Below are 25,794 nucleotides of genomic sequence, written 5' to 3' on the forward strand. Positions count from 1 at the left end.
CTTTGATATTAAGAATGATACATAGCCAAAACGGATTCCGCGTTGACACTCGTTGGTGGGTGATGACAGAGTTCTGTTGCGGCACCCTGCGAGAGGCGATATCCCGTGACGGTCAGCGCAGCTAGCGAAGTCTATTTCGACCCGTATGACGTGGGGCTCAACGCCGACCCCTACCCCACGTTCCGGCGGCTGCGCGAAGAGGCGCCGCTGTACTACAACGAACACCACGACTTCTATGCGCTGAGCCGGTACGCCGACGTCGACGCCGCGATCGTTGACTACCAAACGTTCAGCTCCGCCAGGGGCGCGATACTTGAGATCATCCGGGCGAACATCGAGATGCCGCCGGGCGTACTGATTTTCGAGGATCCGCCGATCCACGACATTCACCGCAAGTTGTTGTCTCGAATGTTCACCCCGCGCAAGATCGGCCAGCTTGAGCCCCAAATCCGCGAATTCTGCGCCCGCAGTTTGGATCCGCTGATCGGAGCCGACGGGTTTGACTTCGTGGCCGACCTCGGGGCGCAAATGCCGATGCGGGTTATCGGCATGCTGCTCGGAGTGCCCGAGGCGGATCAAAAGGCCGCAAGGGATTTCGCGAACGCGCAGATGCGCACCGAGGCCGGCAAGCCGATGAAGACCTCGCCCGAAGACATGCTGAACGGCGAGTTCTTCGGCCAGTACATCGATTGGCGCGCCGAACATCCCTCCGATGACATCATGACCGAGCTGCTGAACGTGGAGTTCACGGACGAAACCGGGACCGTTCGTCGGCTTACCCGCGACGAGCTGCTGACCTATGTCACCGTCGTTTCCGGTGCCGGCAACGAGACCACGACCCGGCTGATCGGCTGGGCCGGCAAGGTATTGGCCGAGCATCCCGATCAGCGCCGCGCGCTCGTCGCCGACCCGTCATTGATTCCTCAGGCCGTTGAAGAGCTGCTGCGTTTCGAACCGCCGGCTCCGCACGTGGCCAGGTATGTCACACGTGACGTCGAGTACTACGGCCACCGGGTGCCCGCGGGCAGCATCATGATGCTGCTGATTGGGGCGGCCAACCGTGACCACCGCCAATTCCCGCCGGACGGTGATGTTTTCGACATTCGGCGCGAGCCGCACCAACATCTAACGTTCAGTGTTGGCACCCACTACTGTCTCGGCTCGGCGCTGGCGCGCCTCGAAGGGCGGATCGCGCTCGAAGAGATCCTGAAGCGCTTCCCAGAGTGGGATGTCGACCTTACCGACGCCAAGCTGTCCCCGACATCAACGGTTCGGGGCTGGGAGACCATGCCAGCCATTCTCGGCTGAGTGATTTGAGAAATGGGGTAGTCATGTCTGGACGCGTTGCGGGCAAAGTCGCCTTCATTACCGGGGCGGCGCGCGGTCAGGGCCGCAGCCACGCGGTGCGGTTGGCGCAGGAGGGTGCCGACATCATCGCGATCGACGTCTGTAAGCCGATCGTGCAGAACACCACCATCCCGGCGTCCACGCCCGAGGATCTGGCCGAGACCGCCGATCTGGTCAAGGGCCTCAACCGCAGAATATTGACCGCCGAAGTCGACGTGCGCGATTACGACGCGCTGAAAGCCGTGGTGGACAGCGGCGTGGAGCAATTGGGCCGACTGGACGTCATCGTGGCCAATGCGGGCATTGGCAATGGCGGCGACACGCTGGACAAGACCACCGAATATGACTGGCAGGAAATGATCGACGTGAACCTGTCCGGCGTCTGGAAGTCGGTGAAAGCCGGTGTGCCACACGTGATTGCGGGCGGCAGGGGCGGTTCGATCATTTTGACCAGCTCGGTGGGTGGGCTGAAGGCTTACCCGCACTGCGGCAGCTACGTCGCGGCCAAGCATGGTGTGGTCGGCATCATGCGGTCCTTCGCAGTGGAGTTGGGCCAGCACATGATTCGCGTCAACTCCGTGCACCCGACCCACGTGCGCACCCCAATGTTGCACAACGAGGGCACCTTCAAGATGTTTCGGCCGGATCTGGAAAATCCGGGTCCCGACGACATGGCTCCGATCTGTCAGATGTTCCACACGCTGCCGATTCCATGGGTGGAGGCCGAGGACATTAGCAATGCGGTGCTGTTCTTCGCCTCCGACGAGTCCCGGTACATCACCGGTGTGACCCTGCCCGTCGACGCGGGTGGTTGCCTGAAATAGTGTTTGGAGTCTATGGACGAATTCCAAGGGCGCGGAGCGGTAATCACTGGCGGCGCGAGCGGCATCGGTTTGGCGACCGCCGCGGAGTTCGCCCGCCGCGGCGCCAAAGTCGTGCTCGCGGACGTCGACCAACCGGGGCTGGAGCAGGCGGTGGCCCGACTAGCCGCCGAGGGGTACGAGGCGCACGGCGTGACGTGCGACGTCCGACAGCTCGACGAGGTCGTCCACCTGGCGGACGAAGCTTTCCGGCTACTGGGCCATGTCGACGTCGTGTTCAGCAACGCCGGCATTGTCCTGGCGGGTCCAATCGCGGAGATGACACACGACGACTGGCGCTGGGTGATCGATATCGACCTGTGGGGAAACATTCATGCCGTCGAGGCGTTCCTGCCGAGGCTGCTCGAACAGGGAACCGGGGGCCACATCGCGTTTACCGCATCCTTCGCCGGACTGGTTCCCAATGCCGGCCTCGGGACTTACGGGGTTGCCAAGTATGGCGTTGTCGGCTTGGCGGAGACGCTGGCCCGTGAAGTCAAGGACAACGGCATCGGGGTATCGGTGCTGTGCCCGATGGTGGTGGAAACCAAGCTGGTCGCTAACTCTGAGAGAATCCGGGGAGCGGATTACGGGCTGTCGGCAGCGCCCGACGCGACCGGCTCAGCGGGTTCGCTTCCGTCACAAGATGAAACCGTGGGCGTCGACGACGTTGCACGCCTGACCGCCGACGCGATTCTGGCCAACAGGCTGTATGTCCTTCCGCATGAGGCCTCCCGCTCCTCTATCCGCCGCAGGTTCGAGCGCATCGACCGCACGTTTGACGAGCAGGCCGCGCGGGGCTGGAGTCATTAGCTTCGCCAACTCGCCCGATGCAGTCGAAAAGCGCCGTCTGGAATAGCCAGGACGTGCAGCGTGGGCTGGCTACGATGCCCGCATGGCGCAGAGCGTAGACGGTCGACCTGGGCGCGGGCGTGCCCATCGAGGTTGTCCGGCAGGTGATCGACGACCTTGACACGGTCTGTCAGTTCGGCGGCGAACTGCAATACCAGGCCGCGCTGGCCGACGCGGAGCGAGCCGTCCTGCGCGATCCCGACCGGTGGATCACTCCAAGAGACCTAGACAAGTACTTCCGCTACGGGCCGCCACCGGCTTGGGCCGACTTTCCATCGAAGAGTCGCCGCATCGGTGTGGGGTTATGGCTTCCGACCGAACTGCTCGACACGGCGGTCTGGCGGTACTTGGAGGAGTTCAATCCGATGCGTGACACCGTGACAACGGTGGAGCGAATCGACTACACAATCCGATTGAGATCGGTTTAGGGCTGGGCGCCCTTGCGTTGTGGCTGTTGACGATTGTGCGAGATTGGCCGGCACGTCGGCGACTCAACAATGCGGTCGCAGCCGACGCTGAGAACCAGATGCTGGCGCGAAAAGAACTGCTAGACATTATGATCCGCGGTGCTCGAACTGGTGAGCTTCCACTCTCGCGAGCACTGATCAGCGACTTACTGACGATCGATGTCGCCAACGCAATGAAAGCATTAGGCGACTCACGAATAAGGCTGCGCGAGTTGGGAGCGGGCGACAATGAATCCGACCAGAGTTAGTTTCAGCGGGCGGTGTCGTGGCACCTTTCGCCCCGCCCTGGCAGCTTGTCAGCATGTGATTAGCAACGGGACAACCCGTGTGGTTCTTTTGGGGCCGTCGCCGGTCTCCCGGAGGTAGTGGATGGCGATGGCGACGCCCCGCTCACAACGTCGCGCAGCTCGACATTGAAAGCCTTGAGCGCTGGCTCGACTCGACAGCTCGGCCAAGCCCAGACAGCAAGCCTTGGTCCTATGCGGCGGCAACCGAGATAGATGTTAGCGCTAGCCTGTGTCTACTCAATAGACTGCTAATCATGTCTACGCCGACGACAACGATTGGGGTTCCCGTTCGGACTCGTGACCGGCTGGCCGCCCAGGCCCGCGAGCGAGGAGTCTCCATTGCCGCTCTGCTCACGGAGCTGGCCACCCGTGCCGAACAGGAGGCGATCTTCCGCGCCGAACGCGACGCCACCCGCGCCGAGGCGGCGCTGCAAGCCGTACGCGACGAGAACCGCGACTGGGACAGCACAGTCGACGACGGCCTTGCCTGAACCGCAGCGCGGCGACCTCTGGCTCGTTGCCCTCGGAGCAACCCGAGCCGGCGAACCCGGCATACACCGCCCCGCTGTCGTCGTCTCCGTTGACGAGATCCTCACAGGCATTGGTGACGAACTCATCGTCGTGGTACCTGTGTCTAGCTCACTCACGCACAGCGCGTTGCGGCCACATATCGCTGCCGCCGAAGGCGTGGATGCCGAAAGCGTCGCCGTCTGCCGCGGGATCCGCGCCGTCGCTCGCACCCGCCTACTGCAGCGACTCGGCACCCTGGCACCCGACACGATGCACCAAATCGAACATGCCCTCGCGCTGATTCTGGGCATCCAGGTCGCCTGAGCCAATGCCGCATTCGGCCAACTTGAAATTGAAGAGGACACCGCGCTCGTCGACGTGGGACCAACCGCATGGCGTCAGGAGGGATGTGTGCAAATCAAGATTGTGGGAACGCAGTTGCCGGGTCGCGAATGTGGACCAGGCGCCGGCTTCCCGGGCTATAGCAACATCCATGTCGGCGTGCAACGAAAGAACCGGCGGGATGAGCTGTTGGATCTGCACGCGGGCGACGCACCGACAGCGGTGTGGACCCTTGACTGCGTGGTCGATGGCACCGATGTTCGTGGGCCCTATATTCAGGGGCCGCCGGGCGGGCGGTTCATCTACTTGAATTGGGGCGCCGTGGATAGTGCCGGACACGTCATGCAGTTTCGCCGCGCAAAACTCATGCTCGCGGATGTACCCGTCGCCGTCCTGGAAGCAGCAGCGGTGTCCGGGCTGTTGGTCGGCAGGCTGGGGCTAACCGACGCAAAAGGCCATCCTGTGTGCGCCCGAGTGCGGCCACCGCTGATCACTTGGACGGCAGAGTAGCTCCGCGGGCAAGCTAACTGGGCCCGAGTTGGTATGCGCCGGTCTGCGGGTTGTGATGCCAGCCGCTCGCAGCGTGCGTGCCGCCGTCGACATGGATCGTCTGGCCCGTGATGTAGCCGGCCATATCGGAGGCGAGAAAGACTGCTGCACCCGCGATTTCGTCGACGTGACCGGGACGTCCCATCGGAACGACATTGCCGATGCCCGTCATCGCCGCTGCCCCGCCGAGTTGTGCCAATCCCTCGGTCAGCGTGATATCCGGAGCCAGCGCATTGACCCTGATACCGTGCGGTGCCAGCTCCAGTGCCGCAGTCTTGGTGTAGTTGATGACACCGGCTTTGGCCGCGGCGTATGCCGCGTAACCCGGTGCGGCGCGGACGCCTTCGATCGACGTGAGGTTGATGATGCTGCCGGGCAGCCCGGCGGCAGTCAGCTGCCGAGCCACGCGCTGGGTGCACAGCAGCACATGGCGAAGGTTGGCTCGGTACAAGGCATCCCAGCCGTTCTCGCTGGTTTCCAGCAGCGGTGATGAGAACACTCCGCCGGCGTTGTTGACCAGGATCGTCACTGGGCCCAGTTCGGCGGTGGTGCGTTGCAGAGCGGTGTCGACCTGGGCGCTGTCGCGCACGTCGGTGACGATGCCCAGTGCGCCAATGGATTCCGCTGCGCGAGCGCAGGTGTCCGGGTCACGTTCCCAAATAGCGACCGAGGCACCGAATGCGGTCATGCCCGCGGCGATGGCACGCCCGATGCCCGCTCCCCCACCGGTGACCACCGCCACCCTGCCAGTAAGCAGAATGTCGGACGGATCAATCGCCACGATTACCTCCCGCGAGCAGACGCAAAAGCCCCCATTTTCCGGCGGAAATGGGGGCTTTTGCGTCTGCTCGCGCCGATAGTCACCGCGGTGCCCGGCCGATCACACCATCCGCCTCCAGCTCCGCGATCTGCTCGCCCGTCAAGCCCAGTTCGGCCAGCAGCTCATGGTTATGCTGTCCCAGCAACGGCGCGGGCCGAACGTGGAATCGGTCAGGGCCCCCGGACAATCTTATCGGCACGGTGCTGAGCCTAGCCGGGCCGTTCACCGGGTGGTCGACGACTTCGAAGAACCCGCGAAACGCTAGCTGAGCCAGCTCGGTCTGGCGGTGCGGCTGCATGACCTTGGCCACCGGAACACCGGCGTGCCACAGGGTCGCGACGATCTCGTCGCCGCTGCGGCGCTCACACCAGGCGGCGAGGTGTCCGTCGATGAGGTCCTCGTGCTCACGCCGGCCAGCTGCGGTGGACAGCGCCGGATCCATTGCCCACGAGGGTGATCCAAGCGCATCGCGCAATCGTTGCCACTGTTCGTCGGTAGCCACCGCGATGGCGACCCGACTATCCAGACGACCGAATTCATCAATGTCGGCGGTGCTGTAGAGGTTCTGCGGTGCCGCCGTTGGTCCCCTATTGCCTGCCCGCTGCAGCACTGCCCCGTACGCGGAATACTCGATGATCTGCTCGGCGGAAATGTTGAGTGCGGCATCGACCATCGCCGCTTCCACCAAGACGCCCTGACCGGTACGGCGGCGGTGCTCCAATGCCAGCAGCAGGGCATTGAGTGCATGCACACCCGCGTTGGGATCGCCGACGGAATAGGGCTCGTAGGGAGGCCGATCGGGGTAGCCGGTCAACCAACTGACGCCGGAAGCGGACTCGATGACGTACGCGAACGCCGGATTGTCGCGCCATGGCCCGTCGAGGCCGAAGCCGGGCATTCGCAACAGGATGGCGTCGGGCCGGATCGATTGCACCGCTGCAAAATCCAGCCCGATCTGGTCCAGCACCCGAGGAGTGAAATTCTCCGCGATCACATCGCAGGTCGCAATCAGCCGGTGTAGCAACTCTCGCCCGCGTGGACTTTGCAGGTCCAGCGTTAGGCCCTTCTTGTTGGTGTTCAGCGCCGCGAAGATCGGCGACTTCTCCCACCACTGGTCTTCGGTTGCCGGCACCCCGGCGATGAGCCGGGTGCCATCGGGGCGACGGGCGGATTCGAGGTGGATTACCTCGGCGCCGAGCATCGCCAGGAAGTGGGTGCAGCACGGGCCCGCCCAGAACGTGGTCATGTCTAGCACCCGAAGTCCACTCAGCGGCAACGCCGTTGCCGGATCCGACGCCGCGGGCGCCGGACGGGTGTTCATACTGGCTGCCTGGTACACCGCGGTGTGCTCACCAAGCCTCGGCGCCGGGCCAGGCTGGCGAAGTTGTGCGGGCCGCATCCGGTATGGGTGGCCCGGCTGCTGGAATCCGTCGCGCGCATTGCACACGAACGAACCACGCTCAGCGAAGTGGTCCAGTGACGCGATATTGGCGCCGTTGGCAACCGGCGCGTTGGGAATCCGGAAAGCCGTGGCGAGTTCCCGGATTTCGTCAACCGAGTGATCGCGCACCCACGCATAGATCTCGTCGGCGTAGAGATTGGCCAGCTCGGTTATCGAAAGCGGCGAGTCCTCGTCGATCCACTCCGGGTGACCTACCATGGCGCACAGGTCAGACCACTGCTGCGCGGTGCCACAGCCGAGGTCGACCAGGCCGTCTGCCGCGGGCGCCACGCCGGGCACCGTGAGCCGCCGGGCGTCGCGCCACGGCCGGCCAAGCACTTCGAAATATGTCACGGGATAGTAGGTCAGACATAGAATCTGCGTCTCCAGCATCGACAGATCGATCAGCTGACCAGCGTTGTGGTACCGCGAGACCAGGGTTGCCGCACTCGCGTAGGCCCCGGCCAGGTACTCCCCGACCTGACCGCCAACGAACACCGGCGCCCGCTCCGGCGCGCCACGTCCCAACCCGATGATTCCGCCCGACCACGCTTGCAGCGTGAACTCGGTTGCGGCACGATCGCGCCACGGGCCGTGCAACCCGAAGGGCGTAATCGACGTGACGGTCAGGTGCGGGTGAAGGCGATGAATCGCATCCGGCGTAAAGCTGTGATACCCGGCCACTTTCGACCCGGCGGACCACACGGCCGCGTCTGCCGCCGCCAGCAGCCGATCAACCAACTCGATGTCGTCGCCGATCTCGGGATCGGCGACGACACTGTGCTTTGACCCGGCCAGGAAATTGAACAAGGCGCCGTCGACGCCGGGCCGGATCGTGGCACCCGAGGCCGACCAGAAACGCAGCGGATCGCCTTCTGGTGGTTCGACTTTGATGACATGGGCGCCGCCGTCGGCGAGCAGTTTGGTGCAGTAGGCACCCGCAATTCCGGTGGAAAGGTCGACGACCGTATAGCCGGCCAACGGTGGTTCGAGCACTAGCCCTGCCTGTTCTTCTTGGAGGCTCGCTTGCGCTCCTTCTTGCTCAGCCGCCATTCCGGTGGGAAGTTGCCGTCGTTGTCTTTGACCGCGCCACCCAGGCCCTGCGCAATGGCGTCATCGAGCATGAACGTGTCGTCGGTATCCGGGCGCGCTTGGCCGCCCATCGATTCAAAGACGCCGCTGAGCACGCTGCCCAGGTATTCACCCTGGAACTGCTTCATGATTTCGAAGAAGACCTTCTGCAGGAACACCGTGTCGGTGGGCCGATTCCGCGCGCAAGCCAGGGCGTACTTCTCCACCTCGGCTTCGAGTTGATCGCGGGGCACCACGCTGTTGAGAAAGTTGCAGTCATGCATCTCAGCGGCGGTGAAAGGCCTTCCGGTAAACACCATTTCCTGAAACTTGCGGATGCCCATGGTCTGCGCCCACCACCACATGCGTGGGCCCCATCCGTAATACCGGAACGACGGGTGCCCGAACAGCGCGTCGTCGCTGGCGATCACCAGGTCCGCGTCGGCCGCCTGATAGAAGTGCCAGCCGTAGCAGTAGCCTTTCACCTCCAGGATGGAGATCTTCTTGAAGTCCTGCAGGCTGCGTATCCCCGAGTTGGGGTTGGCGTACCACTGGCCGACGGTGGCGCCGTGCCGAAATGAACCTTTGGGTGGATAGCTGACTTCATCGGAGCCGACGCGGTATTCGGCCAGCCGTGGCCCTTGGTCGACCATCTTCTGCACCCGCATGACCTCGCTGAGGTCGGCACCCGAGCCCAGATCCTCGCCCGCGCCGCGGACCACCAGCACCTTGACCTCGTCGTCGATGCTGGCGCGGTGCAACAGATCCGCGTAGCGCAGCCGGGCGGCAATGGTGGGCGCGTTGAGTTGGTCCGGTCGGTCGAAGGTGATGGTGGCGATGCGTGTCTTAGCATCCTTGCTGTACCCGATGATCTTTTCCGCCGGAGGCTCTGATCGTGCGGCCATGACTAGGCCTGCCAGAACGGGCTGCAGGTCAGCACCTCGGCGCCGTCGGCCGTGATCAACACGGCTTCGCGGCCGAACACCGCACCGATCCCCGGTTCCCAGACGTAACCCGTTACCGCAAGAACCATTCCAGGCTGCAGACGTTCTCCCGCCGCCGTCTCCGGTAGCTCCGGTGAGATGACCGGCGGGTCGAAGCCCATACCCAGACCCCGGGCCACCGGCATCGGCGGCAGCGGCTCTCCAGCGAGGCCGTAGGCGGCGAGCAACTCGGTGGCTGCCGTGCCCGGCCGGCATGTCTGTAACAACCTGGCCCACAATGTATCCCAGCGGTGGTACAGCGCCGCGTGCGCAGTGCCACCGACCGGCCAGGTCCGGCCAACCTCACCGATGTAACCACCGGCCAGGACGCCGGCGGAAAAGGCCACCAAGTCACCGGACTGAACGCGACCGTTTCCGGTAGCCCGCCGCCACGGGTGATCGCGCGAAGTCACCCACGCGACATCCTGATTCGACGGGGTGCTCACGCCCCCGGCGGCCACCGCCTCCAACAACACCCCGGCCAGGGTCTGTTCGCTGATCCCGGGCCGCAGTTCGGAGACCGCGGCGGCTAAGCCTTTCTCGGCTACCGTAATCGCCTCTCGCAGGGCGCGGATTTCCTCGTCGGTCTTGATCCTGCGGGCCGCACGCATGGCCAGCTCGCCGTCGACCAGCTCGGCGTTGGGAAACGCTGTCGGCAGCAGCTGCGCGAAAACCGGTGACATTGCGTCGGTTCCGACGCGCCGAGCGCTGGCCGCGCCCTCGATACGTTGCAGCGCCGAGATCGTGTTGGCCGGGTTCCACGAGATGCCGTATAGATTCTCGTGGGGGATGTCGTCGGGAACTCCTTCGTCCCAGGTGCTGAGTAGGTGAATGGCGCCGCTGTCTCGTACCAGTACACAGGTCGGGCCGAACGGCCTTGTCCCGGCGACCCACAGCTGCGGCGCGCCAGTGACGTAGCGGACGTTCGCCTGCCGGCCGAGGACCAGCACATCGAGATCGTGGTCCGCCATTTGCGCCAGGGCTCGGTTCCGTCGCCCCAAGCGCAGCGCGGGATCGTCCGGCAGGACTTCAGTTGACATAGGGGTCATACGGGTAGTCGGTCAACCGTGTCGAACCTTCCTCCGTGATCACCAGCACCTCTTCACTGCGGTAGCCGCCGGTGCCGTCCTCCCAGACCACCGGCTCCAAGACCAGCACCATGCCGGGTTGCAGCACGAAGTTCTCGTCGAACTCGTCACCGAGATCGGTTCCAATCATCGGCATTTCGGCCGCATTGACCCCGATGCCGTGGCCCAGGTAGAAGTGCGGCAACCAAGGCCGGGATCCGCCGTTGGCGGCGGTCGCGGCGCGACCCAGATCGGCGGCGGTCGCTCCAGCGCGGGCCACTGCTAGCACGGCGGTCATGATCTCGTGCCATTTGTCGAACTGCGCCTGCTGCCGCGGAGTCGGGTCACGCCCGACGATCCAGGTTCGGCCGAAGTCCGAACAATAGCCACGGTAGGTGATGCTGACGTCGGTCCACAGCACGTCGCCGTCGGCCAGTTCGCGCTCCGTGGTCAGCAACGGCAGCGCTAGGTCGCCATGCGTTGTCCACACACCCTCGGCCTTGCTATGCGGCATCACCTGCCAGATCGGTTCGAGCATGCTGGCCGTGGCACCCAACTCAAAGGCGCGGCGCAGAAAGCCTGCCGACAGGTCGATCTGGCGGATACCAGGGGCCAGCGCCTTGTGCACGTCGACCATCGCCTCGTCGGTGATCCGGATGGCCATGCGGAGGCAGGCCAGTTCGTCGGGCGTCTTGACTACCTTGGCCGCACTCACTACGGATGCGGCGTCACCGGGAACATTGCTGCCAAACAACAGCTTCCGCGCACGAGACATGGCACCGGTGAGCTCGTCGACAGCGAGCACCGCTCCGGCCGGAATCAGGTCGGCCAGCACACGGGCGAAATTCCGTACGCCTTCCTCGAATTCGAGATAGACCGGGCCGTGCAGGTGATCGGGCGGTAGGTCCGACTCGTGTGAGGCGCCCTCACGAAACGGCAGAAACAGGTGCGGCCACTCGTCGTCGGCGAGCACCACGGCTACCGGCCGCTCGACGTGGGACAATCCGGCATCACCCAGCGGCCAACTGGTTCCGGTGGCATAGACCACGGCGTTGTTGCCCAGCAGGATCATGGCGTCGACGCCGTGTTCGCGCATCGCCGACCGAAGCCGTGCGCCGGTTTCCCGGCGCATCCGGGCCAGATCGGGCACTTCGGGGATCTCGATTGCAGGCGGCGCCGACTGCGCGAACATAGTTACAGCCCAAGGAGTTCGGTGATATTGCCGCTGACAATCCGGGCCGCGTTATCCGGCCCGACGGCGGCAACGACGGCCGCCAAGGATTTTTCGGAATAGCCGTACGTGCTTTCGTTGTGCGGATAATCCGACGACCACATGACCTTGTTGACCCCAATGCGATCGATCAACTCCAGCCCCAGCGGATCGACCATGAACGACGCGCTCATGTGCTTGTCCCAGTAGTACCGCACGTCGTGCTCCAGCGGCCGGTTGAACATGTGCTGATACGACGCCACCAGGTGCTCGGCATCTTGTAGCGCCCACGGCACCCAAGCGATTCCGCCTTCGAACCAGCCGATGCGCAACCTCGGATGGCGGTCGAGGATGCCGCCAAAGATGTACTTGGCAAACATTTCCCGGAATCCGTCGATGTTGATCATCATTCCGACGACGACGCTGTTGAACTGGCATGGACTCTTCGGTGGCGTTTCTCCGATGTGGTGGGCTAGCGGAATACCGGATGCTTCGATCTCGTCCCAGACCGCGCTCATCGTGGTGCTCGCGTAGTCGATCGCGTTGTCGTCGTCGTCCCTGCCCGGGTTGAGCGGCATCAGAAACGTCTTGAGCCCCAATGCCTTCAGTTCCCCCAGTGTCCGGCGAGTCCCTTGCGGATCCCACCAATTGATCAGCCCGGCTCCGTAGAAGTGGCCGTTGGAGCGCTGTTGGAGTTCCGCGATGTATTCGTTGTAGATCCGGAACGAGAGTTCGCGAAGCTTCTTGTCGGGGTAGTGGAATAGCGCGAGGATCGCGTTGGGGAAGGCGAGTTCCTTCTCGACGCCGTCGTCGTGCAACTCCTGGATGCGAGCCTCGATGTTGGTGCTGGCGGCGCCCGGCAGGTCGTCGTACTGCATCAGTACCGCGCTGAAATCGCCCGGCAGAAACGACTGCCCCTTGCGCCCGACTTGATAGGCACCGTCCTCGTACCAGATGCGCGGCGCCTTCTCCTTGAGGTCCTCCGGGAACCGCTCGTAGAAGATGTCTGCGGCCAAGGAGATGTGGTTGTCCGCGGAGAAAACCACGGTCCCTTCCGGCAAACCCACGTCGCTGCCGTTGGCGTGGCCATGGCGATCCTTCGGTGCGCCAAAGCCTCCGGGCGGGTAGAGCGAAACGGTCGGCGTCGACATCACGGGCCCTCCATTCGGATCGGCAATTTCGAGCGTACTTACCAGGTAACCGGCAGTTCGTAGACTCCGTAAGCCAGCCGGTCATGCTTGAACGGGATGTCGGCGACCGGGACCGCCAGTGCCAGCGTCGGAACCCGGCGTAACAGCGTTCGGTACACGATCTGCAGCTCCGCGCGGGCCAGCTGCTGGCCAACACATTGGTGCCTGCCGTAACCAAAGGCGACGTTGCGGTCGGCGCCCGAGCGATGCAGGTACAGCCGATCGGGTTCGGAGAACGTCCCCGGATCCCAGTTGGCCGGTGCCAGGTCGATCACGATGCCTTCGCCGGCGCGGATGACCTCTCCGGCGATGTTGATGTCTTCGAGAGCGACGCGGCGCTGGCCATTTTGGATGATGCTGAGGTAGCGCAGCATTTCCTCCACCGCGTTCGCGACAACCTTGGGGTCTTCGGCTTCGCGCAGGACGGTGGCCTGGTCCGGGTTTTCCAGCAGCGCAAGCACACCGAGGCCGATCATGTTCGCGGTGGTCTCATGTCCGGCGATCAGCAAGCCGGTACCCAATTGGGCGGCCTCTCTTACGCTGAGCTCGCCGGCCTTGACCCGTTCGGCCAGATCGGAAACCGCGTCTTCGGCCGGGGTCTCCATCTTGGTCTCCACCAGCCGAGCCAAGTATTTGTGCAGGCCGATAGCGCCTTTGACGGTTTCCGCACCGGTCGCGTAGCGCGCCAGGCCGATGTTGGCGTGGCGCTGAAACATCTCGGAGTCCTCGTATGGCACCCCGAGCAGCTGGCTGATCACCAGCGACGGGACCGGCAGCGCCAGCGTGCTGACAAGGTCCGCCGGCTGGGGCCCGGCCAGCATCGCGTCGATGTGAACGTCGGTGATCTGCTGGATGGTCGGGCGCAGGCCCTCAACCCGCTTGAACGTGAACGGTTTCGACAGCATTCGCCGAAAGCGAGTGTGCTCCTCGCCGTCGGAGGTGAAGACCGATCGCGGGCGCTTGTGCACCGTGGCCAACATCCCGGCGTTCCAGTGCGGAAACCCGGGCGCCCGGTCATCAACGCTGACGCGGGAATCGGAGAACAGCTCCCGGCATTCCTCGTATCCCGTGATCAGCCACGGTGTACTGCCATCCCAGATCCGAACCCTAGACAGCGGCTTTCGTTCCGCCAGCGCCATGACGTCCGGCGGTGGGGCGAACGGACAGCCCGCGGCCCTGGCCATCGGGTACTCGGGGATATCGGTCCCCCAATCCAGCCTCGTCGTCGCCAGCGCGTCGGACACCGTCACTCCTCGATGATCTGGATCGCCAATGCCGGGCAGCAGGCGGCAGCCTTGCGAGCGCCCTCGGCGAGCCCAGCCGGTGGGCTCGCAGTGAGCAGAACGACGACGCCGTCCTCATCGCGTTGATCGAAAACTTCGGGCGCGGTCCTGACGCAGTTGCCCGATGAAGCGCAAATGCCTTGGTCAACAATCACTTTCATTGCGTTCTCTTCACTCGTGCGGAGTCACCGGCGCCAGCCACAGGCCCACGATCGCATCGATGAGGCCCGTCGCGGCCGCCCGCCAGGAATGCCGGGGCATCGATGCGCCCGCAGCGAGCGCGCGCTCAAGATCGGCGCAGGTGTGCATCAATAGGTTGCGGGCCATGATGTTTCGTTCGAATCGCACGTCGACCGGCAGATCGGGAAGGCAGCTGCTGATGCCGTCGACAACCTGAACCAGCGACGGGGAACTGAGCGCGTCCTTGACGATGATGTTGTGATAGGCGGGATCGGTCATCGCCTGCGCGACGAAGCGGGCGTACCAGGTGGGATTGCCGAGGGCCTCCAAGTGCTCGGTGAGCGGTCGCACCAGGCAGGCCACCCAGTCCCGCATTCCCGCGGAATCATCGAGGGCGGCCACCATTTGCTCCCGCAGCCGCTCGACGGGGCCGCGATGCTTGTGCTCGATCGCGCGAACCAGGTCCGCTTTGGTGCCGAAGTGATAGCCGACCGCGGCGTTGTTGCCCTGACCGGCTGCCTCGCTGACCTGCCTGTTGGAAACCGCGAAGACGCCGTGCTCGGCGAACAATCGCTCGGCCGCCGCCAGGATTGCCTCCTGCGTGGAAGTGGCCCGGTCGCTGCGGACCTGCCTGCCGGCTGTGGTCATTTCCCCAGTCAACCGCGTCCACGGGTATTAAGTCAAGCGATTGATTTAAATCGTCACGGGGGTCGCTGGGCGGCCCGTCGGCCGCGTCTAGCGTGACGAGGATTGGAAGCGTGCCGTCAGCGGCGCGACGATGCGCTGGTAGCCAACCGGAGCGATACGGACAAGCAAGTCCAGGGCCTTGGCGTCCGGGCCCACCACTACGCGGCCCTTCTTCTTGCGGACCGCCTTCAGGATGGTCCGCGCCGCGCGTTCGGCACTGGTGGTGGCGACCTTCTCGAAGACCTTGACTCCGGCTTCCTTGTCAACGCCCTCGGCATGTGCGGCGTTGCGCGCGATCGCCGTCTTGACATATCCGGGATGCACCACCGTGACCGCCACGGGGTGGCCCGCCAACGCCATCTCTTGGCGGAGCGCCTCGGTAAAGCCACGAACCGCGAACTTCGCCGAGTTGTACGCGGCCTGACCCGGTACGCCGTACAAACCGAACATGCTCGACATGTTGACGATATGGCCGTCGCCAGACGCGATGAGGTGCGGCAAGAATGCCTTTGTTCCATTGACCACACCCCAGTAGTCGACGTCCAGTACCTTCTCAATGTCCTTGAACTGACTGACTTCTATATCACCCAGGAACGCGATACCGGCAATGTTGTAGATCTGGTTGACCTTGCCGAAGTGGTCCTTGACCGTGTCGGCGTAGGCGAGGAACGCCGCGCGCTCGGTGACGTCGAGCCGGTCAGCCCGCACTTCCGCGCCGTTCCGCATGAGCTCTTTGGTCCGCGCTAGTCCGTCGGCAGCTATGTCGCTGATCGCCAGCCGCGCGCCGGATCGAGCCAGCTCGACCGCCAGAGCCCGTCCGATACCTGAACCCGCGCCGGTGACAACGGCAACCTTTCCGCCGAATCCGCCCATTGTCTGGCTCCTTTGAGTCATGTCCGAACGTCGCCAACGTGCACCATGTGCGAAAACATTGCGGAAAATCCACTCCGAGTGCACGTTCGGCGCACGTGCCTAGTATCGAATCACCTTGCCCGCGACCGTACCCCCGTCGACCGGCAGCACGGTACCGGTGATATAGCGCGACCGTTCGCTGGCGAAATACAGTGCCGCCTCCGCGATGTCGCCGGGAGCGCCCTCGCGCTTCAGCGGCCGGTCGTCGCGCATCGTCTGACGAATCTTCGCCTCGAACCGTTCGACCTCCGCCGGATCCAGATTCGCCGCCGACGTAGCCAGCAACGGGGTGGGTATGTTGCCCGGAGCGATCGCGTTGACCCGAATTTCGTGGTAAGCCAAGTCAATTGCGGCGGACTTTGTGAAATGGATGACCGCCGCCTTGGAGGCGCGATAGGTCATCACGCCGCCGCCGGCCTGGATCCCGCCGATCGAGGTCAGATTGATAATCGATCCCCCACCGTGCGCGGCCATGTGCCGACCGGCATCCCGGGTACCAGTCATCACGCCCAGAACGTTGACCGCCATGATGCGATGGAAGTCGGCGAGATCGTCGTCAAAAAGCCGGCGGTGCATGGTCCCGGAGACGCCGGCGTTGTTCACCATGATGTGCAAACCACCGAACTTCTCGACCGCCATTGCGACCAGTGCCGCGACCTGTCCGGGATCGGCGACGTCGGTCGGCTCGAAAGCGGCCGCGTCGCCGAGCGCGCTCGCCAGCTCCTGGCCCAGGTCTTGTTGGATATCGGCGATCACGACCCGGGCACCCTCGGCCACAAACCGCTCTACGATGCCGCGACCGATTCCCGAGGCCCCGCCGGTCACGACGGCGACTTTGGCCGCCAGTTCGTTGCCCACACGACGAGTTAATCCGCGCGGACAGTGTTAAGTCAAGCAATTGATTTAACGGCGGCTCCGCGGTGCAGGCTTTGCGCAGCCCGTGACTACGGACTCTCCAGGCTCCACCAGTCCCCGGATAGGCCATGCTGGACCGGAGGAGTTCATCGGGAAACGTGGAAAGGCCCAATCATGAAGGTTTTGGTTATCGGTGGCAGCGGACTGATCGGATCGCAGGTTGTCGCCCAGCTCCGCGAGCTGGGACACGAGCCTGTCTCGGCATCGCCGAGCTCAGGCGTCAACACCGTGACCGGCGAAGGCCTTGCCGAAGCGGTCGCCGGCATGGACACGGTAGTGGATGTGTCCAACTCGCCATCCTGGGCCGACGACGACGTGATGAACTTCTTCACCACCTCGACTCGGAATCTGCTCGCGGCGGAGCGGGCCGCCGGCGTGCGGCATCACGTCGCGTTGTCGATCGTCGGCACCGACCGGGTGCCGGGCAGCGGCTACCTACGGGCCAAGGCCGCCCAGGAGAAGCTAATCGAGGAGTCGGGTGCCCCGTACTCGATCGTGCGCGCGACCCAGTTCTTCGAATTCGTCCTCGGGATCGCCGATTCGGCAACCGACGGAGACATCGTGCGACTATCACACGATGCGGCAATCCAGCCTATCGCCGCCAAGGACGTCGCCACCGCAGTCACGCGAGCGGCGATCGGCCAGCCGCTCAACGGGATTACCAATATCGCGGGACCCGATAAGTTCGGCATGGATGACCTCGCCCGTGCTGGCCTTGCTGCACAAGGTGATTCGCGTCAGGTCGTGACCGACCCAACTGCCCCGTATTTTGGTGCCGTGCTCGACGACCGCAGCATCGTTCCCGTCGACGGTGAAGAGGTGACGATCTTCGAGACTCACTTCAGCGACTGGGCCGCCGCTAACCTACCCAGCGCTACTCGTTAGGAACGACGTCCGGTGGAACTAGTGGGCCACACTGCAGTAATCACCGGCGGAACGGCGGGCATCGGACTGGAGTCTGCGCGCCTGCTCGCAAGCCAAGGAGCCGCCGTGATCATCACGGGCCGCAACCGAGCCCGAGGTGAGCAAGCGGCCGAGACTATCGGCGGCAACGCGCGATTCGTCCAAGCTGACATGGCAGACGCCGGGTCGGTGAATTCGCTTGTACAGCAATGCGGCGAGGTCGACATCATCGTCAACAACGCCGCGAGCTTTCCGTCCTCGTTGACCGTCGACCAGGACATGGCCGTCTTTGAGTCGATGTTCGATACCAACGTTCGCGGCGCCTACTTCCTGGTCGCCGGCCTGGTACCCGCAATGCTGCGGCGCGGACGTGGCAGCATCGTCAACATCACCACCATGGCGGCTTTCAAAGGAATCCCCGGCGCATCGGGCTACAGCGCCTCCAAGGCCGCCGTGGAATCGCTAACCCGCACCTGGGCCGCCGAGTTCGGGCCGCGAGGGGTGCGCGTGAACAGCGTCGCGCCGGGTCCAACCCGCACGCAGGGTGTCGCCGCTGAATGGGGCGACATCAACGAAGAACTCGGAAGAGCCTTGCCGCTGGGCCGCACCGCGTTCGCTGCCGAGATCGCCGAGGCCGTACTATTTCTGAGCTCTCCCCGATCCAGCTTTATCACCGGTTCGACCCTGCACGTCGACGGCGGCGGCGCAGCCGTCTGAGCTCTCAGGTCAGGCAATCGATCCCAGCGAACCAAACGCGGCCGGTCCCCAGCTGCCCGGCACCACCAAGCTAACAACCAACTGACCGTGGCCCCACCCGGCCAACGCCTTCACATGGTGACCCGGCGTCTTCTGGCTAACTATGGCGGCCGAGGTCTCCGACGATGTCATACTCACCGGCGAACCGATAGCGGCGGCAAAGGCGGTGACCGGTGACATGGGGCTCAAGCGATACATCGCAGCGGCATCCTGTGCCTACATATCCCCGTACTCGGCCTCGAGGGCCGTGATCGCCGGGATGTCTTGACTGACACATTTCCCGCGATCAGCGATGCCATTCGAGCACGGCTGGCCGCAATTTCCGGCGGGGTCACCGTGGCGGCGAAGGCCGTGTCGGATGTGCTGGCAGCGGTTCTGGCTTGAGCAGTGATGTGCTCAGCCTGAGCCGCGGTACTCGTCAGCCAGCCTAGTGTCCACAGGACCGAACTGTAGGACGCCGCAATGCTATACAAGTCGTCGGCCAATTTGTCCAAGGCCGCCGCGGCGACCAGCATCGGCGCTGAGCCGGGGCCTGAGTGCATTCGGGCGGAATTGACCTCCGGCGGCAAGAAACAAGGGTCGACCGAAATCGTTACGGGACTACCTGCCAATCGTGATCAGGCGACTTGACGGCACGACGGACGGGCGGGGTCCCGACCCGTCCAGTCGGTAGAGTCCGAACACCGCGACGAGCCCCACAAGGATGAGGCCGCTCCACACGAGTTCATCGGCATTCCAGCGGTGCGCGGCGGTCATGAGCGACCCGACCGCGAGATTGCCGACGAGGATTCCGATTCCCACAATGGTGCTGTAGAAGCCGTAGTGAGTCGCCACCATTCGATCGCCCGACAGCGCGACCACGGCGCGCATTTCGAAAGGGAACAACGCCGCGGACGCGATCGCCAGCATGGCCGCCGAGACCAACAACACCGCAACTCCCGCAAGCGTTCCGAACCGTTCGCCGTTCGGGATCACCGCCAGCGGTACGAAGGACCCCGCCAGGATCGCCGCGCCGACCACCAGGCTGCGCCCGGCTCCCCACCGCGCAGCGAACCAACGAGTGATCCGCAGCTGGCCGGCAATGGCGACCAGGCCGGACACCGCAAACATCACAGCCACCAGGACAGCTTGGTGGCCTGGCGCCAGCATCGACGCCTGCATGGGAAGCGCCAGATACATTTGAAACGACAGCACATAGACGCCGGTCATGGCAGCCGCGAACCACAGGAACGAGCGGTTGCGAACGACCATCCGCCAGCCCTGCAGGATCGACCTCTTTTCGCCCTCGAGGTCGGTCAGATGCTGGGGCAGTGCCAACAGCTGCGCGACGGTCAGCACGGCGAACACTGCAGCAGCGCCCAGGACGGTCATCCGGAAGTTCAACGCTAACAACGCCAATCCCACCAGCGGGCCGAGCAAGATCCCCGACTGGTAGAAGATGTTGAACATCGCGAATGCCTCGATTTTGCGGTCACCGGAGTCGGCCGCGACGTAGGCGCGCACCGCGGGGTTGAACAGGGCTCCGGCGAAACCCGTGGCAGCCGACGCAATCAGCAGACCGGGCAGCGATTGGGCAACCGCCAGCAGCGCGAACCCGCCGGTGCGGACCAGACATCCCGCCACGATCAGCGGTTTGTAGCCGAACCGATCGGCGAGCGTGCCGCCCACGAAGAACATGCCCTGTTGCGTGAAATTGCGCACCCCCAACACCAGACCCACGGCCCATGCTGCGAGTCCGAGTGGGCCCGCCAGGTAGTCAGCCAGGTATGGCATCAGCATGTAGAAGCCCATGTTGATGCCGAACTGGTTGATCATCAGCACCCGGCTGGGACGGTTGAAGCTGCGGAACTGGGCCAGCAATCCCATCACGACACCACCTGGGTTGGGTTGATCACTGTGGTGGTGCGTGTCCACCGGCTTACCACCGCGTCTGTGGGCGAGGGGATCTGGTCGGGTTCGGTCGGGGGTTGCCCGCCGAGCAGTTCGTGCTCGTTGCAGTATTCGTCGTTGTAGACGGTGTCGAAATAGCGTTGCGGGCCATCGGGGAAAATCGCGGCGATAGTGGTGCCGGACGGCAATTTTCGCGCGGCCCATCCGGCAACCAGCGCGACCGCCCCGACGCTCCATCCGCCGCTGGCGTAGTGGGTGGCGGCCATGGTGCGGGCCGCCCAGACGGCTTCGGCGGGAGCAACCCAATGCACTTCGTTGAATGCCCCGTAATCGACGTTGCCGGGATAGATGCTCGAACCCAGGCCGCGCATCAGCCTGCTCGACGCGGGCTGGCCGAAGATGGTGGACCCGATGGTGTCCACGCCGATCAACTGCATGTCCGGGTTGAACTCCCGAAGCACTCGTGCCACGCCGGCCGAATGCCCCCCGGTACCCACCGAGCACACCAGGACATCAACGCGCCCAAGCTGGGCGCGTAGTTCACCGGCCAGCGGTCGGTAGGCGTCGATGTTGTCGGGGTTGCTGTACTGGTTAGGGTTCCACGCGCCGGGGTCGGCGGCCATGAGCTGCGCGACCCGGTCTTTGCGTGCCTGTTGCCAGCCGCCGACCGGGTGCGGTTCGGTCACCATGTCGACTCGGGCGCCGTAGGCGGTCAACATCCGCGCGATGATGGGCTCCAAACCCGGGTCGGTGACCAGGGTGACCGGGTGCCGGTACACGTTCCCGGCCAGGGCCAGCCCCAATCCCAATGTGCCGCTAGTTGATTCGATGATTGCGCTACCAGGTCCGAGGTCGCCGCGGGCACGGGCCCGTTCGACCATGTGCATAGCGGGGCGGTCTTTCATCCCACCGGGATTGAATCCTTCGAGCTTCGCCCAGAAACCACGGTCGGAGCCGAAGGGTTGTGAGAGCCCTGGGATCCAGAGCACTGGGGTGTTGCCGACCATGTTGCCGGGGTGGCGATTCCGGCCGGGAGTGAGGTGATACCCCTCGGGGACGAGGGGGTACCGGTCGCGGGTCTGGCGCGACCGCACCGAGGTGCGGTGCGAACGGTTGGGGATGACGATTCGGGGATTGTTCATGGTTGTCGTCGCTTCTGCATGGGCCACGCGTTATGCGCAGCGGTTGATGTGCGGTCAGCGGTCACCGGCAGTGGCGAATGGCCACAATGGCCATGCCAGGCCTGGCGCTGACCAGTCAGCGACGAGCCAGGCAGAAGCGAGTCAACAGGTCTTGACCGGTGCGAGCGGAAATTAGCGCAGCGGGCGGCCCGCGCCCTGCCCGCACGACGAGGCAGGTAAGCACACCCGCGACGCCCACGGCCACCGCGACGGCGGCGGCTGCCGACGCCTGCGCGGCCCACCGCGGAAGCACCGCGGTCGCCAACTGCTCCGGGCACGGCGGCGTGGAGTTGTCCGAGAGGTGCTGGTGGTCGGCGTTGACCGCGAACTCTTTGCCCACGGATGTCACCAGCGGATGGTTTGGATGAGTCGCGTGGCGGTGCATCTGGGGCAGCCAGCATTGAGCAGCTATCGCGGCCACAACCCAGGCCAGGGCGACCGCGGCGATCGCGGATCGCCTAACCACCACGCGTCGGCCTTTCATGGCGCTCACTGTATACCCCCTATGGGTATCATGTAAAGACGACTTTATGGTTGCGCAATGCCCGATGTCCTAGCAGGGTAAGAGCGCGGTTCCGAATCAACTCAAGACGAGGAGCGGTCAATGCCGGTACTGCCAACGAGCGGTCACCCCTTCGACGGAGTACAGCTCAGTAGGCGGGGCTTCATCGGCGCCGGTATCGCCGGCGGGTTCGCGCTGGCCGGGTGCCATTCGAAAAACCAGCCGGCGGGCAGGGCGGCGATGGCGGACGCTATTGCCGCGGCCGAGGCTGCCCGGCCGCACAGTGGGCGGACGGTGACCGCCAATTTGACCCCGCAACAGGCGGTGATCGACCTGGGCGGGCCGATCGTCCACACGCTGGCCTACGGTAACGCCGTCCCAGGGCCCCTGATCCGCGCAACCGTTGGTGATGAGCTGGTCGTGGCGGTGCACAACCGGCTCGACCGCCCGACGTCGGTGCATTGGCACGGCATCGCACTGCGCAACGACATGGACGGCGCCGAGCCCGCCACCCCGAACATCGGTGCGGGCCAAGACTTCACCTATCGGTTCTCCGTCCCGGACCCTGGCACCTACTGGGCCCATCCGCACACGGGGCTGGACTCCGATATGGGGCTCTATCTGCCGGTGATCGTTGACGATCCGACCGAACCACTGCGGTATGACGCGGAATGGATTGTCATCCTTGACGATTGGACCGATGGCGTCGGCAAGAGCCCACAACAGCTCTTTGAGCAACTGACCGATCCGAACAAGCCCACGACTACGACTACTAGTCCTACCACGACTACGACTACCACCACCACGACCACGACCACGACCACTGGGACGACCACTGGGACGACTACGACTACCGGGACAGGGATGCCAGGAATGCCTGGGATGCCGGGGGGCGAAGTCGGCACCAGCGACTTACTCGGCGGCGACGCCGGTGACATCGCCTACCCGTACTATCTGGTCAACGGGCGGATTCCGGCGGCGCCCAGCTCCTTCAGCGCGAAACCCCGCCAGCGGATCCGTATCCGGTTCATCAACACCGCCTCCGACACCGCGTTCCGAGTCGCCCTCGCCGGCCACACCATGATTGTGACCCACACCGACGGTTACCCGGTGCTTCCCACCCCGGTCGACGCCCTGCTGATCGGCATGGCCGAACGCTACGACGTCGTCGTGACCGCGGGCGACGGCGTATTTCCACTGGTCGCGGCCGCGGAAGGCAAGAACGCCCTGGCGCGCGCGCTGCTCTCGACCGGGGCCGGCAGCCCGCCCGATCCGCAGTTCAGGCCGGCCGAACTCAACAAACGGGTGGGTACCGTCGAGACGTTTATCGCCTCAAGCACCGCCAATCTGGGTCGTCCCGAACCGAATCTGAACTTGCCGGTGGTCCTGGGCGGCACGATGGCGAAGTACGACTGGACGATCAACGGTGAGCCCTACAGCAAGACCAAACCGCTGCACGTGCGACAGGGCCAGCGCCCGACCCTCACGTTCGACAACGCCACCATGATGTGGCACCCAATTCACCTACACGGCCATACCTTTCAGGTGATGAAGGCCGACGGAACCCTTGGCCCCCGCAAGGACACCGTCATCGTGCTGCCCAAGCAGAAGGTCCGCGCTGTGCTGGTCGCCAACAACCCCGGCGAGTGGGTCATGCACTGCCACAACACCTATCACCAGGATGCCGGCATGATGACGCTGCTGGACTACACACTGTAGGGCACCCGCGAGCAGACGTAAAAGCCCCTCGTTTCGGCACGAAACGGGGGCTTTTACGTCTGCTCGCGGAAAAAGGTGAGCAGTAACTCGTTGACGGCCGAAGACTGCTCGATTTGTGGGCAGTGGCCGGCTGCCTCGACCACCACCGAACGCCCGCCGTTGATCTGCTTGGCGATTTGCGCGGCCCAACCGGACGGAAGCAGCTTGTCGTTGCCGCCCTCGACGATCAATGCCGGAACATCGATGCGCTCGTACGGCCGTGCGCTTGACGGAACCGCCGGCGGTGGTGCATTGGGACGACGAAACCGGGCCGCTGCCACCGCTTCCCACGCACCGGGCGCGATGCTCGACTCGTAGCGACGCCACACATAGTCATCGTCGGCTGGATAACCCGCGTCGTAAAACAATGCCTCGACGACGCGGCGCATCGCTGGCAGGCTCGCGTCGTACTGCTGAAGGGCCTCAAAGTGCCGATTCTGTTGGATCTCTCCGCCGCCGCAGATGGCGACCAACGTCCGGATCGGCAACAGGGGCGCCTCCGACGTGGCGTCGGTGAGCATGTTGACGGCGCCCATCGAGTTGCCGACGAAGTGGGCGGAGCCAATTCCAAGCACCTCGCAGAAGCGCGCCACATGCCGAATGCGCATGGCTCGGCTGTTGACGAAGTCAATGACCTTCGCCGATTGTCCAAACCCGAGCTGATCCGGCGCCAAGACTCGGTACTGCGCTGCGAGCGCGGCAATGTTGCGCTCCCAGCCCAATTCGGCGTTGGCACCGAACTCGCCACCGTGCAGCAACACCATCGGGTCGCCTTCACCCGCCTCCAGATAGCTGGTGTGCAGGCCGTCGACGGCGATAGTCCGGCGTTGAATCTCCATCACTTGATCGCGATCGGATTCACCGGCGAACCCACGGCTCCCACAAATCTCAAAGGTGGCGCGACGAGCTGGAACTCATAGACACCGTCGGCCGCGCAGTCGGCCGCCAGCGCGGTGAGATCCCAATACTCGCCGAGCATCAGCCCCATGTCACGCAGGCACAGCAGGTGCAGCGGCAAGAACAGGCCCGCGACGCCGGATACCGGGTCTTCGACCTGAAGGTTGTCGGCCGCGACCGCGGCGACCTCGTGATCGTGCAGCCACTGGGCGCATCGCCAATCCAGCCCGGAGTACGGCTCACTCTTGTTACCGGTCATGAGAAACCTTGCCCACCAACCGGTTCGAACCAACACGATGTCGCCCCGCTCGATCGTCACCCGCTGGGCACGAACCACGTCGTCCAGTTCTTCGGGTGTAATCGGGTTTCCGTGCTCGAGGAAGACGTCGGCGCCCCGATGGCGGACCAGGTCGAGCAATACACCGCGCGACGTGATGCCCTTGACGTCGACCTTGTCAATGCCGCAGTGGAAGGCCCCCAGACTGGTAACCGAGCCCGCGGGGAAGCCATTGTAGAGCTGGTCGTCGTAATAGACGTGCGACAACGCATCCCACTGAGTGGCCGCCTGCAGCGGCATGATGATCATGTCGTCGTTGAAGCGAAACGGATTGTCAACGAGGTAGTTTCCCATCTGCTTCGCCGTCGGGTTTTGCTCCCACCCGGGCCCGTACTGGGCCAGTGTGTTCGCGTCGCCGCCGTCCACGGTCATCAGATGGATGGGATTGTGCCGGAATCCGTAGGCGCCCTGCGGTCCTGACGATCCGAAGTCGACGCCCAGGGGGAACACCTTGCCGTGCCGGACCAGGCTGGCGGCCTGCTGAACCTTGTCGGCGGTAATGAAATTCAGCGTCCCGAGCTCGTCGTCGTCTCCCCATCGTCCCCAATTGCTGAGATCGCTGGCGACCCGCCGAAAGTCGGCCATGCTAGCCATGAG

The 25,794-nt window shown here is 64.3% G+C and carries 28 protein-coding genes; 10 read left to right on the forward strand and 18 right to left on the reverse strand.

Annotated features, from left to right (window positions below; all coding sequences use genetic code 11):
* Positions 1–105 precede the first annotated feature (105 nt).
* From AADZ78_RS23220 to AADZ78_RS23250, 7 genes are all read left to right on the forward strand, one after another.
* Positions 106–1,308 carry a cytochrome P450 gene (locus AADZ78_RS23220; RefSeq protein ID WP_085250639.1) on the forward strand — a complete coding sequence of 401 codons (1,203 nt, stop codon included), beginning with the start codon at positions 106–108 and terminating at the stop codon, positions 1,306–1,308.
* Positions 1,309–1,331: 23 nt separating this feature from the next.
* On the forward strand, positions 1,332–2,171 hold the full coding sequence (locus AADZ78_RS23225) for a mycofactocin-coupled SDR family oxidoreductase (RefSeq protein ID WP_085250638.1): 840 nt from the start codon (positions 1,332–1,334) through the stop codon (positions 2,169–2,171).
* Positions 2,172–2,183: 12 nt separating this feature from the next.
* The gene (locus tag AADZ78_RS23230) at positions 2,184–3,020 is read left to right on the forward strand and encodes an SDR family NAD(P)-dependent oxidoreductase (protein ID WP_085250637.1); all 837 of its coding nucleotides are present in this window, start codon (positions 2,184–2,186) and stop codon (positions 3,018–3,020) included.
* A gap of 119 nt (positions 3,021–3,139) precedes the next feature.
* Positions 3,140–3,487: a hypothetical protein gene (locus AADZ78_RS23235; RefSeq protein ID WP_085250636.1), complete on the forward strand. Its 348-nt coding sequence runs from the start codon at positions 3,140–3,142 to the stop codon at positions 3,485–3,487.
* Positions 3,488–4,067: 580 nt separating this feature from the next.
* A complete protein-coding gene (locus tag AADZ78_RS23240) occupies positions 4,068–4,304 on the forward strand; it encodes an antitoxin (protein ID WP_085250634.1) in 237 nt (78 codons plus the stop codon).
* Positions 4,297–4,647, forward strand: a complete 351-nt coding sequence (locus AADZ78_RS23245; RefSeq protein WP_085250633.1) for a type II toxin-antitoxin system PemK/MazF family toxin — start codon at positions 4,297–4,299, stop codon at positions 4,645–4,647. The genes AADZ78_RS23240 and AADZ78_RS23245 overlap by 8 nt, the downstream gene beginning before the upstream one ends.
* Positions 4,648–4,734: 87 nt before the next feature.
* Complete coding sequence (locus tag AADZ78_RS23250) at positions 4,735–5,175, forward strand: DUF5990 family protein (RefSeq protein ID WP_085250632.1); 441 nt, start codon at positions 4,735–4,737, stop codon at positions 5,173–5,175.
* A 13-nt stretch (positions 5,176–5,188) separates the two neighbouring features.
* On the opposite strand, the gene AADZ78_RS23255 is transcribed toward AADZ78_RS23250, so the two are convergent.
* The 11 genes from AADZ78_RS23255 to AADZ78_RS23305 form a co-directional block, all read right to left on the reverse strand.
* Positions 5,189–5,995 (reverse strand): SDR family NAD(P)-dependent oxidoreductase, encoded by an 807-nt coding sequence (locus AADZ78_RS23255; protein WP_085250631.1) that lies wholly within the window; start codon positions 5,993–5,995, stop codon positions 5,189–5,191.
* Between the two features lie 79 nt (positions 5,996–6,074).
* On the reverse strand, positions 6,075–8,471 hold the full coding sequence (locus AADZ78_RS23260; RefSeq protein WP_204801791.1) for a CaiB/BaiF CoA-transferase family protein: 2,397 nt from the start codon (positions 8,469–8,471) through the stop codon (positions 6,075–6,077).
* On the reverse strand, positions 8,471–9,451 hold the full coding sequence (locus AADZ78_RS23265; protein ID WP_085250714.1) for an enoyl-CoA hydratase/isomerase family protein: 981 nt from the start codon (positions 9,449–9,451) through the stop codon (positions 8,471–8,473). Before AADZ78_RS23265 ends, AADZ78_RS23260 begins: the two co-directional genes overlap by 1 nt.
* Positions 9,452–9,453: 2 nt before the next feature.
* Positions 9,454–10,569 (reverse strand): M24 family metallopeptidase, encoded by a 1,116-nt coding sequence (locus AADZ78_RS23270; RefSeq protein WP_085250629.1) that lies wholly within the window; start codon positions 10,567–10,569, stop codon positions 9,454–9,456.
* On the reverse strand, positions 10,559–11,788 hold the full coding sequence (locus AADZ78_RS23275) for a M24 family metallopeptidase (RefSeq protein WP_085250628.1): 1,230 nt from the start codon (positions 11,786–11,788) through the stop codon (positions 10,559–10,561). Before AADZ78_RS23275 ends, AADZ78_RS23270 begins: the two co-directional genes overlap by 11 nt.
* Positions 11,789–11,790: 2 nt before the next feature.
* Positions 11,791–12,852 (reverse strand): amidohydrolase family protein, encoded by a 1,062-nt coding sequence (locus AADZ78_RS23280; protein ID WP_239656816.1) that lies wholly within the window; start codon positions 12,850–12,852, stop codon positions 11,791–11,793.
* A 143-nt stretch (positions 12,853–12,995) separates the two neighbouring features.
* Positions 12,996–14,180 carry a cytochrome P450 gene (locus AADZ78_RS23285; protein ID WP_139828726.1) on the reverse strand — a complete coding sequence of 395 codons (1,185 nt, stop codon included), beginning with the start codon at positions 14,178–14,180 and terminating at the stop codon, positions 12,996–12,998.
* A 62-nt stretch (positions 14,181–14,242) separates the two neighbouring features.
* Positions 14,243–14,440: a ferredoxin gene (locus AADZ78_RS23290; protein WP_085250626.1), complete on the reverse strand. Its 198-nt coding sequence runs from the start codon at positions 14,438–14,440 to the stop codon at positions 14,243–14,245.
* 10 nt (positions 14,441–14,450) lie between these two features.
* A complete protein-coding gene (locus AADZ78_RS23295; RefSeq protein ID WP_085250625.1) occupies positions 14,451–15,107 on the reverse strand; it encodes a TetR family transcriptional regulator in 657 nt (218 codons plus the stop codon).
* Between the two features lie 87 nt (positions 15,108–15,194).
* A complete protein-coding gene (locus tag AADZ78_RS23300) occupies positions 15,195–16,019 on the reverse strand; it encodes an SDR family NAD(P)-dependent oxidoreductase (protein ID WP_085250624.1) in 825 nt (274 codons plus the stop codon).
* 99 nt (positions 16,020–16,118) lie between these two features.
* On the reverse strand, positions 16,119–16,916 hold the full coding sequence (locus tag AADZ78_RS23305) for an SDR family NAD(P)-dependent oxidoreductase (RefSeq protein WP_085250623.1): 798 nt from the start codon (positions 16,914–16,916) through the stop codon (positions 16,119–16,121).
* A 171-nt stretch (positions 16,917–17,087) separates the two neighbouring features.
* On the opposite strand from AADZ78_RS23305, the gene AADZ78_RS23310 reads away from it, so the two are divergent.
* Both AADZ78_RS23310 and AADZ78_RS23315 read left to right on the forward strand, forming a co-directional pair.
* A complete protein-coding gene (locus AADZ78_RS23310; protein WP_085250622.1) occupies positions 17,088–17,858 on the forward strand; it encodes an SDR family oxidoreductase in 771 nt (256 codons plus the stop codon).
* 12 nt (positions 17,859–17,870) lie between these two features.
* Positions 17,871–18,593 carry an SDR family NAD(P)-dependent oxidoreductase gene (locus tag AADZ78_RS23315; RefSeq protein ID WP_085250621.1) on the forward strand — a complete coding sequence of 241 codons (723 nt, stop codon included), beginning with the start codon at positions 17,871–17,873 and terminating at the stop codon, positions 18,591–18,593.
* A gap of 9 nt (positions 18,594–18,602) precedes the next feature.
* On the opposite strand, the gene AADZ78_RS23320 is transcribed toward AADZ78_RS23315, so the two are convergent.
* The 5 genes from AADZ78_RS23320 to AADZ78_RS23340 form a co-directional block, all read right to left on the reverse strand.
* Positions 18,603–18,812 carry a hypothetical protein gene (locus tag AADZ78_RS23320; protein WP_085250620.1) on the reverse strand — a complete coding sequence of 70 codons (210 nt, stop codon included), beginning with the start codon at positions 18,810–18,812 and terminating at the stop codon, positions 18,603–18,605.
* A gap of 5 nt (positions 18,813–18,817) precedes the next feature.
* The gene (locus tag AADZ78_RS23325) at positions 18,818–19,174 is read right to left on the reverse strand and encodes a PPE domain-containing protein (protein ID WP_085250619.1); all 357 of its coding nucleotides are present in this window, start codon (positions 19,172–19,174) and stop codon (positions 18,818–18,820) included.
* A 58-nt stretch (positions 19,175–19,232) separates the two neighbouring features.
* A complete protein-coding gene (locus AADZ78_RS23330; RefSeq protein WP_085250618.1) occupies positions 19,233–20,498 on the reverse strand; it encodes an MDR family MFS transporter in 1,266 nt (421 codons plus the stop codon).
* Positions 20,498–21,616: a PLP-dependent cysteine synthase family protein gene (locus AADZ78_RS23335; protein ID WP_139828725.1), complete on the reverse strand. Its 1,119-nt coding sequence runs from the start codon at positions 21,614–21,616 to the stop codon at positions 20,498–20,500. The genes AADZ78_RS23330 and AADZ78_RS23335 overlap by 1 nt, the downstream gene beginning before the upstream one ends.
* Positions 21,617–21,779: 163 nt before the next feature.
* Entirely contained in the window at positions 21,780–22,187 is a 408-nt protein-coding gene (locus AADZ78_RS23340) for a hypothetical protein (RefSeq protein ID WP_275578859.1), read from the reverse strand.
* A 120-nt stretch (positions 22,188–22,307) separates the two neighbouring features.
* Between AADZ78_RS23340 and AADZ78_RS23345 the strand changes: the two genes are divergently transcribed.
* Positions 22,308–23,924, forward strand: coding sequence for a multicopper oxidase family protein (locus AADZ78_RS23345; protein ID WP_085250616.1), 1,617 nt, complete (start codon positions 22,308–22,310; stop codon positions 23,922–23,924).
* A 53-nt stretch (positions 23,925–23,977) separates the two neighbouring features.
* On the opposite strand, the gene AADZ78_RS23350 is transcribed toward AADZ78_RS23345, so the two are convergent.
* Positions 23,978–24,802 (reverse strand): alpha/beta fold hydrolase, encoded by an 825-nt coding sequence (locus AADZ78_RS23350; RefSeq protein WP_085250615.1) that lies wholly within the window; start codon positions 24,800–24,802, stop codon positions 23,978–23,980.
* Positions 24,802–25,791, reverse strand: coding sequence for a cyclase family protein (locus tag AADZ78_RS23355; protein WP_085250614.1), 990 nt, complete (start codon positions 25,789–25,791; stop codon positions 24,802–24,804). Before AADZ78_RS23355 ends, AADZ78_RS23350 begins: the two co-directional genes overlap by 1 nt.
* Positions 25,792–25,794 lie beyond the last annotated feature (3 nt).

This window comes from Mycobacterium riyadhense (genome assembly GCF_963853645.1).
Taxonomy (GTDB): domain Bacteria; phylum Actinomycetota; class Actinomycetes; order Mycobacteriales; family Mycobacteriaceae; genus Mycobacterium; species Mycobacterium riyadhense.

What these genes read in the sequence shown, in the direction of transcription:
- AADZ78_RS23355 (WP_085250614.1), bottom strand. Translation starts at nt 25,791, where the DNA reads ATGGCTAGCATGGCCGACTTTCGGCGGGTCGCCAGCGATCTCAGCAAT.
- AADZ78_RS23330 (WP_085250618.1), bottom strand. Translation starts at nt 20,498, where the DNA reads ATGGGATTGCTGGCCCAGTTCCGCAGCTTCAACCGTCCCAGCCGGGTG.
- AADZ78_RS23295 (WP_085250625.1), bottom strand. Translation starts at nt 15,107, where the DNA reads ATGACCACAGCCGGCAGGCAGGTCCGCAGCGACCGGGCCACTTCCACG.
- AADZ78_RS23340 (WP_275578859.1), bottom strand. Translation starts at nt 22,187, where the DNA reads ATGAAAGGCCGACGCGTGGTGGTTAGGCGATCCGCGATCGCCGCGGTC.
- AADZ78_RS23270 (WP_085250629.1), bottom strand. Translation starts at nt 10,569, where the DNA reads ATGTCAACTGAAGTCCTGCCGGACGATCCCGCGCTGCGCTTGGGGCGA.
- AADZ78_RS23300 (WP_085250624.1), bottom strand. Translation starts at nt 16,019, where the DNA reads ATGGGCGGATTCGGCGGAAAGGTTGCCGTTGTCACCGGCGCGGGTTCA.
- AADZ78_RS23240 (WP_085250634.1), top strand. Translation starts at nt 4,068, where the DNA reads ATGTCTACGCCGACGACAACGATTGGGGTTCCCGTTCGGACTCGTGAC.
- AADZ78_RS23290 (WP_085250626.1), bottom strand. Translation starts at nt 14,440, where the DNA reads ATGAAAGTGATTGTTGACCAAGGCATTTGCGCTTCATCGGGCAACTGC.
- AADZ78_RS23230 (WP_085250637.1), top strand. Translation starts at nt 2,184, where the DNA reads ATGGACGAATTCCAAGGGCGCGGAGCGGTAATCACTGGCGGCGCGAGC.
- AADZ78_RS23225 (WP_085250638.1), top strand. Translation starts at nt 1,332, where the DNA reads ATGTCTGGACGCGTTGCGGGCAAAGTCGCCTTCATTACCGGGGCGGCG.
- AADZ78_RS23345 (WP_085250616.1), top strand. Translation starts at nt 22,308, where the DNA reads ATGCCGGTACTGCCAACGAGCGGTCACCCCTTCGACGGAGTACAGCTC.
- AADZ78_RS23320 (WP_085250620.1), bottom strand. Translation starts at nt 18,812, where the DNA reads ATGTCACCGGTCACCGCCTTTGCCGCCGCTATCGGTTCGCCGGTGAGT.
- AADZ78_RS23285 (WP_139828726.1), bottom strand. Translation starts at nt 14,180, where the DNA reads ATGGCCAGGGCCGCGGGCTGTCCGTTCGCCCCACCGCCGGACGTCATG.
- AADZ78_RS23350 (WP_085250615.1), bottom strand. Translation starts at nt 24,802, where the DNA reads ATGGAGATTCAACGCCGGACTATCGCCGTCGACGGCCTGCACACCAGC.
- AADZ78_RS23265 (WP_085250714.1), bottom strand. Translation starts at nt 9,451, where the DNA reads ATGGCCGCACGATCAGAGCCTCCGGCGGAAAAGATCATCGGGTACAGC.
- AADZ78_RS23310 (WP_085250622.1), top strand. Translation starts at nt 17,088, where the DNA reads ATGAAGGTTTTGGTTATCGGTGGCAGCGGACTGATCGGATCGCAGGTT.
- AADZ78_RS23275 (WP_085250628.1), bottom strand. Translation starts at nt 11,788, where the DNA reads ATGTTCGCGCAGTCGGCGCCGCCTGCAATCGAGATCCCCGAAGTGCCC.
- AADZ78_RS23325 (WP_085250619.1), bottom strand. Translation starts at nt 19,174, where the DNA reads ATGCACTCAGGCCCCGGCTCAGCGCCGATGCTGGTCGCCGCGGCGGCC.